Below are 14,206 nucleotides of genomic sequence, written 5' to 3'. Positions count from 1 at the left end.
AAAAAGAAATAAACTACATTCCAATGATAAAAAAAATTTTTATGCCAACAATGGCGGCGTTCATCATCATTTTTAGCAGCTGCACCAGTTGCAGTGACAACACAAAAAAGGATGCCACAAAAGAAGATGCTTCACTGGATTTTGAGTCCATTAGTGTAATCGATTCTATCGACGCTGTTTTTTACGCACTTCCTTCGCCTGAAGAAATTATCTCATATATAAACGACAACAAGGTAAGTTTTGACCCAAAGCTTATGCATAATTATAAAGAGTCGAAATTGTATGATGGTTTGGAGAAAAAAGCACTGGTTTGTGGTGTTTATTTTGCCGATTTGGCTTATATCTCAGCTTTCAACAAATCTGATTTCTCGGCGGAATATATTTCTACGGTCGATTATTTATTGAAGGAATTGAATATTCACCCGCAGTTTAGCAAGGAGCAGCAAGCAAGAATCATCAATGCATCCATGGAGCCGGATTCTTTATATGCTATTTCCAGAGAGCTTTATGATACGGTGATTAGCTACCTGCAAGAGTATGACGAGGGAAAAACATTATCTCTTCTTTCGGTTGGAACTTTTATCGAAAGCCTTTATTTGACAACCCGTCTGCACAACGACTTTGAAAAACAAAAGGATGCCATCAACAGAATTGCGGAACAGAAACTGTTATTCGAAGATATTGTTACCATGGCTACTACCTATAAAAGCAACCCAACCATATCGGATATAATAAACGATTTAAAAGTGCTGGAACATTCATATAACAACCTGAATGTTACGCTTGGCGAAAGTGAAGCAAGAAGGCTTGCGGATGGATCGTTGCGTATTGAGGGAAAAAGTGAGATAACGCTTACGGAAGAAAACTATTTTATCTTCTCAGACAACATCCAGGATTTCAGAACAAAAATGATAAAACAATAGCAAAATTACCACGGCGAAATCCCACATTAAAACATATTGTTAGAAGACTAATTAAGCTGTAATTTGCCCGGCTGCTGAAATATGTATTCTTAACTTTTGTTGGGCCATATGGGTATAACTGTGAAACGATGGTAACTTATGAAACGAATTTTATTTTTGATAGCACTTGTGAGCGGTTTAAATGTTGGCACCAACACATCGCTTGCTAATGTCTGCTCAAACACCTACAAAAAATGCCAATATCCGGATAAATCGTTTCAAATAAGTTCCTCTTCAAGATCGATCAAATTACGGAAGGGGAAAAAAGCCCGAATTGTTTTAAACGCATTGGGTGGAAAGGAATATTATTTTTCCACTTATCCCAAACCCAAGGTAGGCGCATTGCAGTTTAAGATAATTAACACTAACGGCAACAAGGTATTATACGACAACGCTTCCGAGGGATTAATCGACCACAAAACCTTTGGAGTTGAAAACACGCAAAAACTTTTTATTGAAATATTTGCTCCTAACTGGAAGAGCAATAACACTTATGAATGCTCAGGATTTATGATTGGTTATAGATAAAAACCCGTGCTTTATGTTTCAGACCGGAAGCAAAAAGCAGGGCATGTGCCAATAGAACTATAGAAAGAAAACTTAATAGATGAATGTACGTTTATGCCGGAAATCTACCCTTCAAAAAACAATAGAAATCTAGAACTAAGCTTTGAGATTTTCAATTCTTCGGAAATGGGATTTGTTGCCTTCGACAAAAGCGGTACGATATGTGCTGTCAACAGGCAACTGTGTTTATTTTCGGATTTAACCAAAAGTGACCTTGTATACAAAAATATAAACGACGTATTAAATTTTTATGATAGTTATAGTGGTGAGAAAGTAAATTTTATTTCTCTTTCAAAAACCAACAATAGTGGTCATACCAAAAATATTGTCCACTCCTTCATCTTCATCTCCGAGAAAGGTGTAGAGTACAAGGTTTCGGCCCAAATTAACCCAACCGAGGACAGCAGTTCCGGGTTTACAGGATACCTATTGAGTATTGAAGACCAGAGCAATCATTATGCTACCAATTCTGAAAATGCCGACCGGGATTACATGTTGTCGTTGGCCACAAAAAACGGTAAGATAGCCATTTGGAAGTATGATATGGGCATCCAACAATTCAAAATAGATCCGTTTTTTAAAACTATTATCGAGCACTCTAACATTGATGTTCAGCATTTCAATGTTTCCTGGCTCATTAATTACATTCATCCAGAAGACAAAGAAAAGGCTGAGGCAGAATTTATTGATTTTACGATTGGTAAAAGTCCGAAGTACGAATCTACCTTCAGGATAGTTATAGACGACCATAAATATAAATGGGTATTGTGCACCGGCATATTTTCCGAATGGGATTTAGAAGGTAATCCAGTTAGTATTGTGGGCTACTTTCAGGATATTACAGAACGGAAAAACAGAGAAATTGACACACTCAAGCAAGGGTCGCTGCTGAAAGCAACCATTGAATCAACTGCATCAGGCATCATCGTAATCGACAACAGCAATCAAGTTGTTCTTCATAACAAAAAGCTTTATGAGCTATGGAAAATCCCGTATAAAACTGAATTAAAATCAAAAAATGATTTTGAATACTATGTGCAAAGTCAAACCGTAAATGGTTGTGTTTGTCAAAAGTTGATTGAAGAAAATGTAAACATAAACGACAACCAGGTTTGTTCCGAAATATTGTTGAACGATGGTAGATATCTGGAATGCTATTCCGGTCCTCAAATTATGGACAACACCATTATAGGCCGTATTTGGAGCTTTACGGATATCACGGAAAGAAAGCTATCCGAGATAGAACTTCAGAGGGCGAAAGAGCTGGCCGAGGCAGCCAACAAAACCAAAAGCTCATTTTTGGCCAATATGAGCCACGAAATACGTACACCCTTAAATGCCATATTAGGTTTCTCCGAAATTCTGGAAAAGAAGATCTCGGATAAAAGCATGCTGAACTATATTTCCTCTATCACCAAAAGTGGTAAAACGTTGCTGTCATTATTGAACGAAGTATTAGATCTATCGAAGATTGAAGCTGGCAAACTTAAACTTCAACTATCCGAGGTAGATGTGATGCAACTAATAGCCGAAACCACCAAAATATTTCAGGTACAGGCACAGGAAAAGGGACTCGTATTTGAAACGATAGAAAAAAGTGAAATCCCCGAAACCCTTTTAATTGATAGTGTAAGGCTCAAGCAAGTCTTAATCAATTTAATTGGCAACGCCATTAAGTTTACCTCTTCCGGTTTTGTTCAGGTATCGTGTCAATTGGAGGTTCAGATGAATCAGCTCTACTGCCTCAATATTTCGGTCAGCGATTCCGGGATTGGTATTGAACAGGATCAAATTGAAAACATTTTCGATGATTTCAAACAAAGAGAAGATCAGGACAACAGGATGTTTGAAGGTACGGGCCTGGGACTTTCCATCAGCAAAAGACTGGTTAATTTGATGAATGGCAATATCAAGGTAAAAAGCAAGAAAAACCACGGCAGTACCTTTTCCATTGAAATACCCAACCTGGCTGCAGTTAATAACCACACCGGTTTACCGCAATTAAAATTTAATCCTAACCGAATCGAGTTTCTTCCTTCCAAGATTCTCTTAGTAGACGACCGGAAAATAGACAGGGAAGTTATCAAAGGTTTATTAACAAGTTATGAGTTAGAAATATATGAGGCCGAAAATGGTAAGCACGCGATTGAAATGATCCCCGAAATAGTACCCGACCTGGTGCTAATGGATATTCGAATGCCTTTAATGGGTGGTTTTGAGGCGATTAAAATACTCAAGTCTAACCATGGCGTCAAACACATTCCGGTAGTGGCGTTAACTGCCTCTTGCGACACTGACAAACTGATTACGGGCCCAAACAGCTTTAGTTATTATATCCCAAAACCCATACATATCGATGAGCTGATCATTGTATTATCTTGGTACCTTAAACATAACAAAAAGAAAGTAACGAAAGAAATTCAGTCTAACAAATCGTTCCCTTTACCCAAAAAAGAGGATATGGAAACCGTTTACAACAAACTAAATCAATCGATATTGCCGTTAATAAATGAAATTAAAGAATTGCATTCCTCGGCAAAAATAAAACTTCTCATACAGAATTTGGATCTGTTATCTCAACAGGTCAGTTTTGAATACCTTGCCTCCATAGCTAACGAAATATCCCTAAATTCCGCTAATTTTGATTTTGAGGGTATCGACAGAAATATGGAAACGCTAACAGAATATCACAAAATAATAGAGCGCACTTTTTCAGAAACAGGACAGATAATTAGCTAAAAACAGAGAATGTTGCATTAAAACGTTAAAGGGGGTTACACGCGATTCCGCGCAGGCTGAATAGGTCTTTGGTGCATTATTACCCTATTTTATGAAGAATGCAATCCAGGCCTTAAATTTCATCCAGCGCACATGGGATTTGTTTAAACCATTATCACCGCAACTTATCTAAACACATATCTATTTCGTATTTATTAAGCATAAAAAAGGCTTAACACAGTTTTTTTTATACTTTTACGCCACATTTATTTAAGCCATGAGTGAATATTTGATTAAACTGCTAATTCCATTTGCAGGACTGCTATCTTTTTTGTTGGTATTTCTGTCTATTCCAACCATATTGCGCGTAGCTGAATCTAAAAACCTATATGACGAACCCAACAAAAGAACAGTTCATAAAATAAAAATCCCTACCCTGGGTGGTTTAGCCATTTTTTTAAGCTTTTTATTCACGTATTCCCTATTCTCTGATTGGTTCAGTTTCACCCAGATACCTTTTTTGATTCCGGCACTTTTAATCATCTTTTCCATTGGAATTAAAGATGACATCATGATTACCGCACCTATGGTGAAGCTTTTCGGACAAATACTGGCCGCATTTATAATCATAGGCTGGGGTGATCTCAGAATAACTTCTTTTCACGGTTTATTGGGGCTTGAACCAAACTACTTGGCAAGTTTTACCATAACACTTCTTTTATTTGTTTTTATTTTAAACGGCTTTAATCTCATTGATGGCGTAGACGGATTGGCATCTATAACCGGTATAATATCCATGTCTGCTTTCTCAATTTGGTTTTACATTAACGGTAATTATCATATTCCCGTATTCTCTGCGGCCTTGATAGGTGCATTGTTGGCCTTCTCCTACTATAACGTTTTCTCTAAACAACAAAAGATTTTTATGGGCGATACCGGATCGTTGCTGTTAGGCTTCTTGTTGGCGGTGGTGGCTATTAAGTTTGCCGAATTTAATGTTCCATCCAATGCCGGAAACTTAAAATATTCCATGGATTCGGCTCCTGCCGTGGTTTTGGGAATATTGATAGTTCCGGTTATTGATACTTTGCGTGTATTTATTTTTAGAATCTCAAAAGGAAATTCTCCTTTTGCCGCCGATAAAAACCACATCCATCACAGAATGTTGACCCTTGGATTTACGCATTTACAAACCTCATTAATCATTGGTTTGGTAAATATCGGTTTCGTGCTTCTGGCTTTTACCTTGCGTAACTTTGGCACCATTAAACTGAGTATGCTTCTTTTAGCATTGGGTATGACGTGTGCATATCTACCTGCACTTTTCATTCAAAGAAAAAAGAAAAAAATTCTGAAATCAAGGTATAAAAAACCTTTATAGATGGGTAATATACTCGGAGAGCTTGTATCATTAGCGACAGCCATATGCTGGACCATAACCTCGTTGGCGTTTGAATCTGCCGGAAAAAAAGTTGGATCCTTACCGGTCAATCTTATTCGCCTGGTTATTGCCTTTTTTTTAATTGGAATTTTTTCCTTTGTGCGGTCTGGGCTTTTTGTTGCCTCGGATGCCTCGCTTAATGCATGGGGATGGCTTGCAATCAGTGGAATTATAGGTTTCGTCATTGGCGACTTGCTGCTTTTTCAGGCTTTTGTTGTTGTTGGCGCACGGGTTTCCATGCTTATAATGGCGCTTACCCCTCCCATCGCCGCATTTTTCGGCTGGATAATCCTCAATGAGCAGATGTCTGTTTCAGGATTAATTGGGATGACGGTAACCATTATTGGAATTGCCTTGGTTATAATGGCAAAGGAAACAAACTCAAGAGCTGTAAAAATCCGATACCCTGTCAAAGGTATATTACTGGCTTTTGGCGGCGCAGTTGGTCAGGGACTGGGCTTGGTTTTCTCCAAACTGGGCATGAAAGATTATGATCCCTTCCTATCTACCCAAATAAGAATTTTAGCCGGAATTATAGGGTTTGCTATTTTGTTTTTTGCGCTGGGAAAATGGAAAAGCGTATTTTCTGCTGTTACTAACAAAAGAGCCATGGCAAGTATATCAATTGGTGCTGTATTCGGTCCTTTTTTGGGTGTCTCCTTGTCCTTATTGGCCATTCAACACACCACAACAGGCATAGCTTCAACCATTATGGCTATAGTTCCCGTATTAATTATTGCTCCCGCTGTAATTGTATTTAAGGAGAAAATTACACCCAAGGAAATTGCTGGTGCCGTGGTCGCTTTTGCAGGTGTGGTTATGTTTTTTATATTCTAACTACTTAAAAGTATATTTTGCTGTTATTCCAGTCATATAACTTCCAGCAACTGGCGACCAGGAAAAACTACTTTCTTTTTTACGTTTATGAAAATGAGGCACTAAAATACCAACAGCTGCCCCTATTGCAGTACCCACAATAATATCCGTAGGAAAATGTTTCATCGCCTTAATTCTATAATATCCAACCAGTGTGGGAGGTACCATCGCCGCACCGTACAGCCAATATTTCTTGTTACCCAACTCAGGATGGTAATCGCTATACACCTTGGCAGCAAAAAATGCGGATGCTGCTGCGGTGGACGCATGTCCGCTGAAAAAAGAGTTTTCTGTTTCCGGTGCCGTGCGCTCGTCCATGGGCACTAAATCACTATAAATAAAAGGTCTTTTTCTATTAAAAGTGGAAGCCCCGGCCACATAAAATGCGTTATTAACGCCATGCATCTCAGTGTACATGACCAATATATCAAACCAATCCTTTCTGATTTCTTTATCCAGACCTAAAATAATGGGTAAAGCTAAAGAACTGTTTAGGAACACATCTGAAGAATTATGAAAATCGTTACGTTGTGAGGCATCCTGCTCGGCCGCCCACCTATCGAACCTCCAAATATCCTTTGTATCCAATGCTTCTACCTCCGCTTGAGAAAGCCCACCTTTATCAGATAAATGCCTAAACCCAAAATAACTCCCAACAAATAAGCCAACAGTTACCGGTATTTCAATGGTCTTATTTATTTTATATATCGATGTTGAATCTCTTTCTGTTTTTTGAGAATTTATATTTTGGATGAGTACGCAAATCAATACAACTATAATACAACTATTCTTCATCTGTTTAAAATTAGAAAAGAAACGGAGAGAAAATAGATAAGAGACGAATTCCTCCTAGCTTATCTCCATCATTCCCTTGTGTTTTTATTTCCCAACAACCTTGGGTGCTTCTTTTATGTTCAAGTCTGCAAAATTGCTTCTTTTCCATTAATATAACAATAAAGTTTCGACATTTAAGTAAAGGATTACCAATTCGGCGGGTATATTTTTCACCCTTACACTTTACCAATTGAATACATAATCATTTATCCCCCTTTATTCTTCATTTTATTCATCCTATTAAAAAGTATAATTTCCTACTTTGGCCATTCAAAACAAATCAAAATTTAATATCAATGAATATCTCTAAACTCCTGCTATTATTAGCAATAACAACCACATTCATCGCTTGCGAAAAACCAAAGCCCAAGCTTGAACAACCTAACATTGTATGGATCACATCCGAAGATAATTCAAAACACTATATGGATATTTTCGATGAACACGGAGCTCCTACTCCAAACATTGAATCATTGGCTGATAACGGCATTATTTTTACCAACGCGTTTTCTAATGCCGCTGTGTGCAGTGCCGCCCGATCAACGTTAATATCGGGTTGTTACGGACCAAGAATCGCATCGCACTACCACCGCAAAATTGAAATGGTTCCCATGCCGTCAGGTATTGAAATGTACCCGGCCTACCTGAAAGCTGCAGGTTATTATACGGGTAACAATAACAAAGAAGATTACAACATTTTTAAATCGGACACGGTTTGGGATGACTCCAGCAGAAAGGCACACTGGCGCAACAGAAGACCCGGACAACCGTTTTTCTATATCCAGAATATTGTCACCACTCATGAAAGCAGGGTACATTTTTCGGAGGAGGATTTTAATACAAAGTCCACCCTGACCGACCCGGACCAGTGTTTTGTGCAACCCAATCATCCGGACACTAAACTGATGAAATATACCAATGCCTGGTATCGCGATAAAATAATGCAGATGGACAAGGAAGTGGGAGATATACTTGATGAGTTAAAAAAAGATAGTTTGCTGGAAAACACTTTTATATTTTATTATGGCGACCACGGTGGTGTTTTACCGGGTAGCAAGGGTTATATTTTTGAGACGGGACTGCATGTTCCATTAGTTGTTCACATTCCAAAAAAATACGAGCATCTGGTAAACATAAAGCCGGGAACCAAAAACAATGGTTTTGTCAGCTTTATTGATTTTGGAGCTACGATACTTAATTTGGCCGGTATTGAAATACCTAAGGGAATTGATGGCAAACCCTTCCTGGGAAAAAACATTACCGCTGAAGAGGTAAGTCAACGTGACGAGACTTTTAGTTATGCGGATAGATTCGACGAAAAATATGATATGGTGAGGGCCATCAGAAAAGGGAAATATAAATATATCCGTCATTTCCAGCCTTTTAATTTTGATGGTTTGATGAACAACTATCGTTATAAACAATTGGCTTACAAAGAATGGGCGCAGATGCACGAAGACGAAAAACTGAACCAGATACAAGACCAGTTCTTTAACACAAAACAAGCCGAAGCACTATACAACATAGAGGCAGACCCATTTGAGACCGTCAATCTAATAAACGACGAAACGCATAAAAACAAACTTCAGGAAATGCGGGCATTGCTTACAAACAAACTAAAAAGTATGCCCGATCTATCTTTTTATCCTGAATTTTACCTGATTAAAAACGCATTTGAAAACCCGGTTGCTTTTGGTAAAAAGAATAAAGAGCAGATTCAGAAATATATCGATATCGCCAATCTGGAGCTAGTTAGTTTTAATGATGCGAAGGAGAAATTAGCGAAATTGCTAAAATCGGAAGACTGGTTAAGCAGGTATTGGGCATTGATTGTTTCAACAAAGTTTGAAAAAGAAGCGCAGGAGTTTACGAACATCATCCAAAACATAGCACAATACGATGAGCAGTTGATGAACCGGGTGAGGGCTGCCGAATTTATGGGTATGACGGGTTATGGAAATCCGGTTGAGGTAATGACCCATGCACTCTATACTTCGGCTGATCCAAACGAAGCATTGCTCATATTAAACTCCATTGTATTGATGAAAGATTGTGTTCACAAGTATAAATTCAATTTAAGACTAGATAAAATCCCTGTGGCTACGCAGCAAGATAAGCTGGTTCAACAACGTTTAATGTATCTTGAAATACTTTCTTGATCAACAAAAAGCCCGGAGCAATGCTCCGGGCTTTTTGTTGGTAAAGAGATTTTTTTTGTTCTTTAGAACGAATAAGTTAATCCTGCTCCAAATAGTTGTTTAACTTGTATTTTCGGACCTTCACTTTCCCCGTCGTTATTTACATAGCTTACGTCATCGTCGTACAGGATATTGGTTTTAAATACCGCACTCAAATATTTATTTACTTTCATATCTAGACCCAATTCCCAATCCACATCAATATTTTGAGCCCTCTCATAATTTGAAAAAAGGTCTAAACGGGTATATCCGTTCACGTTTTTAATCAGTTCTTTCTTTTGGGCCAACAGTTTGATGGAGGCACCATATTCACTCCTGGTCTTATCTCCTTCTTCTACGCCAAAAGCGCCAATATTCGATAAGGAATCACTTAATACAAAGGTCATCTTTGATGCTATAGGCGAAATAAACAATGAAAAATTATCGGAAGGTTTATAATCCATACCCAGGGAAAACTGCAAATAACCCGGCGCCATAAATTCGGATATTTTAGTTGCCTGAACCAAAGGATCTTTATACCCATCTGCAAACTGAGTTTTAAAATCAGCCATGCCCGAATAAAACCAGTGATTACCGTTTTCATAACCCAGCTTTGTCGTAAACTGAAGCCTATCTTCCGATTTGGCCATTTTATAATCTCCCGTTTTGGTAAGCCCATAACCCACATCCAAGGTATTATCCCAGGCTAACTTACCTTTTTTATGGTTTAAATGTCCTTTAAACAGCAATGTTGCTGCAATGGAGTTGTTTCCACCCCCCGCCCAGTTAGTTAACGAAACCTGCGAAAAATTCAAGGAAGTAGTAGCCCCTGCCTTCCAGTTTTTAACCGAATCGTTCTTCGCTTTCTGAGCCCAGGAAGCCCACGTTAGAAAGCATAAAAATGCTGTTAGTGTATACTTTGTCATTTGATAGTTTAGTTTTAATTTGTAAATGTTTGACTAAAACGCCCAATATCCCGCAATTTGCATTAGAAATCCTAATACGCGATTCAACGACTTCAAAACAAAGCGTTTCACCAACCTGGTTCAACTCACCACATCGGTGCCATTTTTTCAGCAACGCCTTGTTTTACGGTATTTTAAATATGCATTACGTACCTCTATTGCATAATCCGGGTTTATTCATTGCCTCAATACAAAAAAATGAGCTTTAACTACCTAACCTGAACAAGCCAAAAACTTCCTTGGTTTTGGCTGGTCCAGGTTATTCGGCAAAACTTATGAATATTTATTTTGAACTTAATTATCAAGTATTTCACCCTTGATTGTCAAATAACAATGCATTATAAATTTTGCTCACGTACCTAAAGCCTGCAAAACCATAGAATAAAATTTGTTTATTCCTTCAATAAATGCACATCCGTTTGTGGGAAAGGAATGGAAATACCCTGTTTGTCGAATTCCTTTTTAATATTTTCGTTCATATAGAAAAAGAATCCCCAGTAATCAGGCGCATTAACCCAAACCCTAGTGGTAATGTTTACTGAACTATCTGCTAATTCACCAACCGCAATAAATGGTGCAGGATCACTTAGTGCTTTACCACTGGCATCAATTACCGCTGCAATTACTTTTTTGGCTTTGGCGATATCATCCGAATAGCCAATGCCAAATGAAAAATCAACCCTGCGTGTGCTTTCCTGCGAGAAATTAACTAAACTAGCCGTTGAAAGGCCTCCATTGGGAATATAAATGTTTCTGTTGTCCCCAGTCTTAAGTCTCGTAACAAAAATCTGAATCTCGTCCACAACACCGGCATAACCCTGAGCCTCAATAAAATCACCTTTTTTAAAGGGTTTTAAAATTAGTAACATCACCCCTCCTGCAAAATTCTGTAGCGTACCCGACAAAGCCATGCCCACTGCCAGACCTGCGGCACCGAGAACGGCAATAAAGGCGGTCATCTGAATCCCGATCATGGTCATCACACTGATCACCAACATTATTTTTAACAAAGCGTTGAACACCCCTATTAAAAAAGGTTGCAGCGTTTCATCATAACCTCTTTTAGCAAAACCTTTCTTCATGGCCTTGGTAATCTTCCCGATTATCCAAAAACCAATTATCAGCGTTAATATGGCCAGCACCAACTGTCCGGCATAACCAAGAATCACATCTTGTGAATTCCTAAAAAAATCCATAACTTCTTCCATCTTTTAATTTTATTTAGGTTAAACATGAATTGGATTAAAAGTATAACTTATAAACCATACAATAATTTATTTAAATATTCGAATCTTGTAATTCCGTTATTTACAACTCACAAATGCCACATTTGTTTATTACAAAGCCCAATTACAAACAAAAATCTTATAAAGTCAATAGGAATTTTCCTGAAAAGTAGTTCTGCCGTATAATTTACAAAGAATTTCGGATAATCATCTTAGTTGGGATAAATTCTCTGATTTTTTGTCCGCTTAAGATAAAGTCAGCCATTTTAGTCCCGATCTTATCAAAATCGGTAGATATAACCGTAATGCCGTCTTTGATATATTTTTTGGTGGGTGTTTCATTATAGGAAATAATTCCAATATCACTTCCGGTGGAGTAATTCAGTTCGTGCGCAAAATCCAATATTTTTGCCATCACCCTATCGCTCACTGTAAAATACAGTTCGCCTTTTATCACTTCAATATCCTTAACATGATATATTATTTTATAATCGAAACCATGATCCGCACAAAATTTTTCAAAAGCGGTGATGGTTTGGGTTGGATGATTGGTAAACTCCGGATAAATAAAAACCAGCTTCTTATATTTTTTTAGCTTGTCTTTTATTAAAACCAAATTTTCAAATACCGGATCACCAAAATCCTGTCCGAGATAAGAACATTTGTCAGGTACATTGATAATCCAGTCGATACATAACAATTTAGAAGGATCAATTTTTGACACCGTTTCCTTTACTTTCTTATCATCGTAATTCATGATAATGTAATGGCTATACTTACCAATGGCATTTAACACGATATCCTCAAAAACCCTGGTGTTATAGTGGTGAAAATGAACATCCACATTGTAACTGTTTGGTAAGGCACTCCTGAATGCTCCGTACAACACCTCCTTGTAGGCTTTAAAAGTATCCAGAAACAAAAACACGTTTTGCGTGGTACTGGCCACATAATAGCCCTTATTGGGCACCGACTCAATCAATTTACGGTTTTTAAGCTCGGTATAGGCTTTAAATACGGTATCTCTCGACAGGTCGCATTCTTTGCACAGTTCGTTAACGGATGGCAAAAGCTCGCCAACATTCAGCAACTTGCTTTTAACCGCATCCTCAAACGAGCGTACCAATTGCAAAAACTTAGGCACACTTGAATTATTGTCTACTTTAGGAATAAAGTTACTCATGGTCGTTTTATTTATGATGGCCTCACCATCTCACATACAACCGATGCCCCCACATCGGATTAAAGTTGTTTTTTACCCCTTGAGTTATTCCTTTGTTTTTTTACGCGCTTCCGATACCGATATACGTTTACCATCCTCGAAAGCAATAACAAAACAATCTTTAATTTTTTTCTTTACGACAAGATTTTCCTGGCTGATTTCATCAAAACTATTTGATTTTCCGATGGCATACTTATACATATTACCATCCTGATACTCAAATACATCATCGAATTTCCTATAAATGGAACTGCCAGGTTTTATTTTCTTTTTACTGGATGCCACTTGAATCCGGTAAATAATTTCAGGAGTTTCTTCTTTTACCACATTCATTTGGGTTGGAACACCCAGGTTGTTCTTGGCATCAAACTGTTTCTTGTAATCTCTGAACGCTCTAAATATCCCCGATGCCAATAGGGCTTGTCCTTCATTGGACGACAAGTACCTTTCTTCGTTCGAGTTGCTTAAAAAACCTAATTCAACCAGTATTCCAGGCATGGCAATTTCCCTAAGCACCAAAAAACCGGCCTGCTTAACTCCCCGGTTTCTGCGTCCCACTCTTTTACCGAATTGTTCCTGCACCAATCTCGCCATCTCCAAACTCTGGTCGAGATATATGTTCTGGTACAACTCAAATATTATGTAGGACTCCGCCAGATTGGGATCAAAATCTTCATAGGTAATGCTATAATCATCCTCCAGTGTAATTACCGAGTTTTCTTTCTTTGCAACTTCCAGGTTATCATCTGTTCTGTGAAGACCTAGCGCAAAAGTTTCGGTACCAATAATTCTGGGGTTACTGATATAATTGGCATGTATGGAAATAAACAAATTAGCATCCGACTTATTTGCAATGGCAGCCCTTTCGTTCAACGGTATAAACACATCTTTCTTTCGCGTATACACCACTTCAACTTCAGGTAAATATTTCTCAATATAATTACCCAATTTTAGGGCTACAGCCAGTACAACATCTTTTTCCTTTGAAAACTTACCATGTGCGCCAGGATCTTTTCCTCCATGGCCCGCGTCTATTACAACTTTCTTGAGTTTTCCTGTCGATTGCGCCTCAATTCCCATTGCACACAACCAAAATAATATCGTAAATATGCTAATATTTAATAATCTCATTTCAACTCCTAATTTTATGGCCAACGTTGGTTTATCATTTAACCTGGCTCAAAAATAGTTTAATTAATATATTATCCTTTTAGGCTC

11 protein-coding genes are annotated in these 14,206 nt (G+C 38.0%); 6 read left to right on the top strand and 5 right to left on the bottom strand.

The genetic code is table 11. The features are described 5' to 3' along the window. The first annotated feature begins 23 nt into the window (after window positions 1-23). The 5 genes from ACT29I_RS02175 (at window position 24) to ACT29I_RS02155 (ending at window position 6,525) form a co-directional block, all read left to right on the top strand. A complete protein-coding gene (locus ACT29I_RS02175) occupies window positions 24-923 on the top strand; it encodes a hypothetical protein (protein WP_430935015.1) in 900 nt (299 codons plus the stop codon). A 138-nt stretch (window positions 924-1,061) separates the two neighbouring features. Further along, window positions 1,062-1,490, top strand: coding sequence for a hypothetical protein (locus tag ACT29I_RS02170; protein ID WP_430935016.1), 429 nt, complete (start codon window positions 1,062-1,064; stop codon window positions 1,488-1,490). A 93-nt stretch (window positions 1,491-1,583) separates the two neighbouring features. Further along, complete coding sequence (locus tag ACT29I_RS02165) at window positions 1,584-4,268, top strand: ATP-binding protein (RefSeq protein WP_430935017.1); 2,685 nt, start codon at window positions 1,584-1,586, stop codon at window positions 4,266-4,268. Between the two features lie 256 nt (window positions 4,269-4,524). After that, window positions 4,525-5,628, top strand: coding sequence for a glycosyltransferase family 4 protein (locus tag ACT29I_RS02160; RefSeq protein WP_430935018.1), 1,104 nt, complete (start codon window positions 4,525-4,527; stop codon window positions 5,626-5,628). Further along, window positions 5,629-6,525: a DMT family transporter gene (locus ACT29I_RS02155; protein WP_430935019.1), complete on the top strand. Its 897-nt coding sequence runs from the start codon at window positions 5,629-5,631 to the stop codon at window positions 6,523-6,525. Here the strand turns inward: ACT29I_RS02155 and ACT29I_RS02150 are convergent, their stop codons facing one another. Next, window positions 6,526-7,359, bottom strand: coding sequence for a phosphatase PAP2 family protein (locus ACT29I_RS02150; protein ID WP_430935020.1), 834 nt, complete (start codon window positions 7,357-7,359; stop codon window positions 6,526-6,528). It lies immediately after the preceding gene. Window positions 7,360-7,694: 335 nt separating this feature from the next. Between ACT29I_RS02150 and ACT29I_RS02145 the strand changes: the two genes are divergently transcribed. Then, window positions 7,695-9,557, top strand: coding sequence for a sulfatase family protein (locus ACT29I_RS02145; RefSeq protein ID WP_430935021.1), 1,863 nt, complete (start codon window positions 7,695-7,697; stop codon window positions 9,555-9,557). A gap of 62 nt (window positions 9,558-9,619) precedes the next feature. Here ACT29I_RS02145 and ACT29I_RS02140 read toward each other — a convergent pair whose 3' ends face one another. The 4 genes from ACT29I_RS02140 to ACT29I_RS02125 form a co-directional block, all read right to left on the bottom strand. Further along, the gene (locus ACT29I_RS02140) at window positions 9,620-10,501 is read right to left on the bottom strand and encodes a DUF3078 domain-containing protein (RefSeq protein ID WP_430935022.1); all 882 of its coding nucleotides are present in this window, start codon (window positions 10,499-10,501) and stop codon (window positions 9,620-9,622) included. 431 nt (window positions 10,502-10,932) lie between these two features. Continuing rightward, window positions 10,933-11,748, bottom strand: coding sequence for a mechanosensitive ion channel family protein (locus ACT29I_RS02135; RefSeq protein WP_430935023.1), 816 nt, complete (start codon window positions 11,746-11,748; stop codon window positions 10,933-10,935). Window positions 11,749-11,953: 205 nt separating this feature from the next. Further along, window positions 11,954-12,949, bottom strand: a complete 996-nt coding sequence (locus ACT29I_RS02130; RefSeq protein WP_444792605.1) for a GntR family transcriptional regulator — start codon at window positions 12,947-12,949, stop codon at window positions 11,954-11,956. A gap of 84 nt (window positions 12,950-13,033) precedes the next feature. After that, complete coding sequence (locus tag ACT29I_RS02125; protein WP_430935025.1) at window positions 13,034-14,119, bottom strand: N-acetylmuramoyl-L-alanine amidase family protein; 1,086 nt, start codon at window positions 14,117-14,119, stop codon at window positions 13,034-13,036. Window positions 14,120-14,206: the final 87 nt, after the last annotated feature.

The organism is Saccharicrinis sp. GN24d3 (assembly GCF_052400645.1).
Taxonomy (GTDB): domain Bacteria; phylum Bacteroidota; class Bacteroidia; order Bacteroidales; family Marinilabiliaceae; genus Saccharicrinis.
This window is presented reverse-complemented; position numbering and strand designations above follow the sequence as displayed.

Coding starts and splice junctions, on each gene's coding strand:
- ACT29I_RS02175 (WP_430935015.1), top strand. CDS start 24: ATGATAAAAAAAATTTTTATGCCAACAATGGCGGCGTTCATCATCATT.
- ACT29I_RS02170 (WP_430935016.1), top strand. CDS start 1,062: ATGAAACGAATTTTATTTTTGATAGCACTTGTGAGCGGTTTAAATGTT.
- ACT29I_RS02165 (WP_430935017.1), top strand. CDS start 1,584: ATGCCGGAAATCTACCCTTCAAAAAACAATAGAAATCTAGAACTAAGC.
- ACT29I_RS02160 (WP_430935018.1), top strand. CDS start 4,525: ATGAGTGAATATTTGATTAAACTGCTAATTCCATTTGCAGGACTGCTA.
- ACT29I_RS02155 (WP_430935019.1), top strand. CDS start 5,629: ATGGGTAATATACTCGGAGAGCTTGTATCATTAGCGACAGCCATATGC.
- ACT29I_RS02150 (WP_430935020.1), bottom strand. CDS start 7,359: ATGAAGAATAGTTGTATTATAGTTGTATTGATTTGCGTACTCATCCAA.
- ACT29I_RS02145 (WP_430935021.1), top strand. CDS start 7,695: ATGAATATCTCTAAACTCCTGCTATTATTAGCAATAACAACCACATTC.
- ACT29I_RS02140 (WP_430935022.1), bottom strand. CDS start 10,501: ATGACAAAGTATACACTAACAGCATTTTTATGCTTTCTAACGTGGGCT.
- ACT29I_RS02135 (WP_430935023.1), bottom strand. CDS start 11,748: ATGGAAGAAGTTATGGATTTTTTTAGGAATTCACAAGATGTGATTCTT.
- ACT29I_RS02130 (WP_444792605.1), bottom strand. CDS start 12,949: ATGAGTAACTTTATTCCTAAAGTAGACAATAATTCAAGTGTGCCTAAG.
- ACT29I_RS02125 (WP_430935025.1), bottom strand. CDS start 14,119: ATGAGATTATTAAATATTAGCATATTTACGATATTATTTTGGTTGTGT.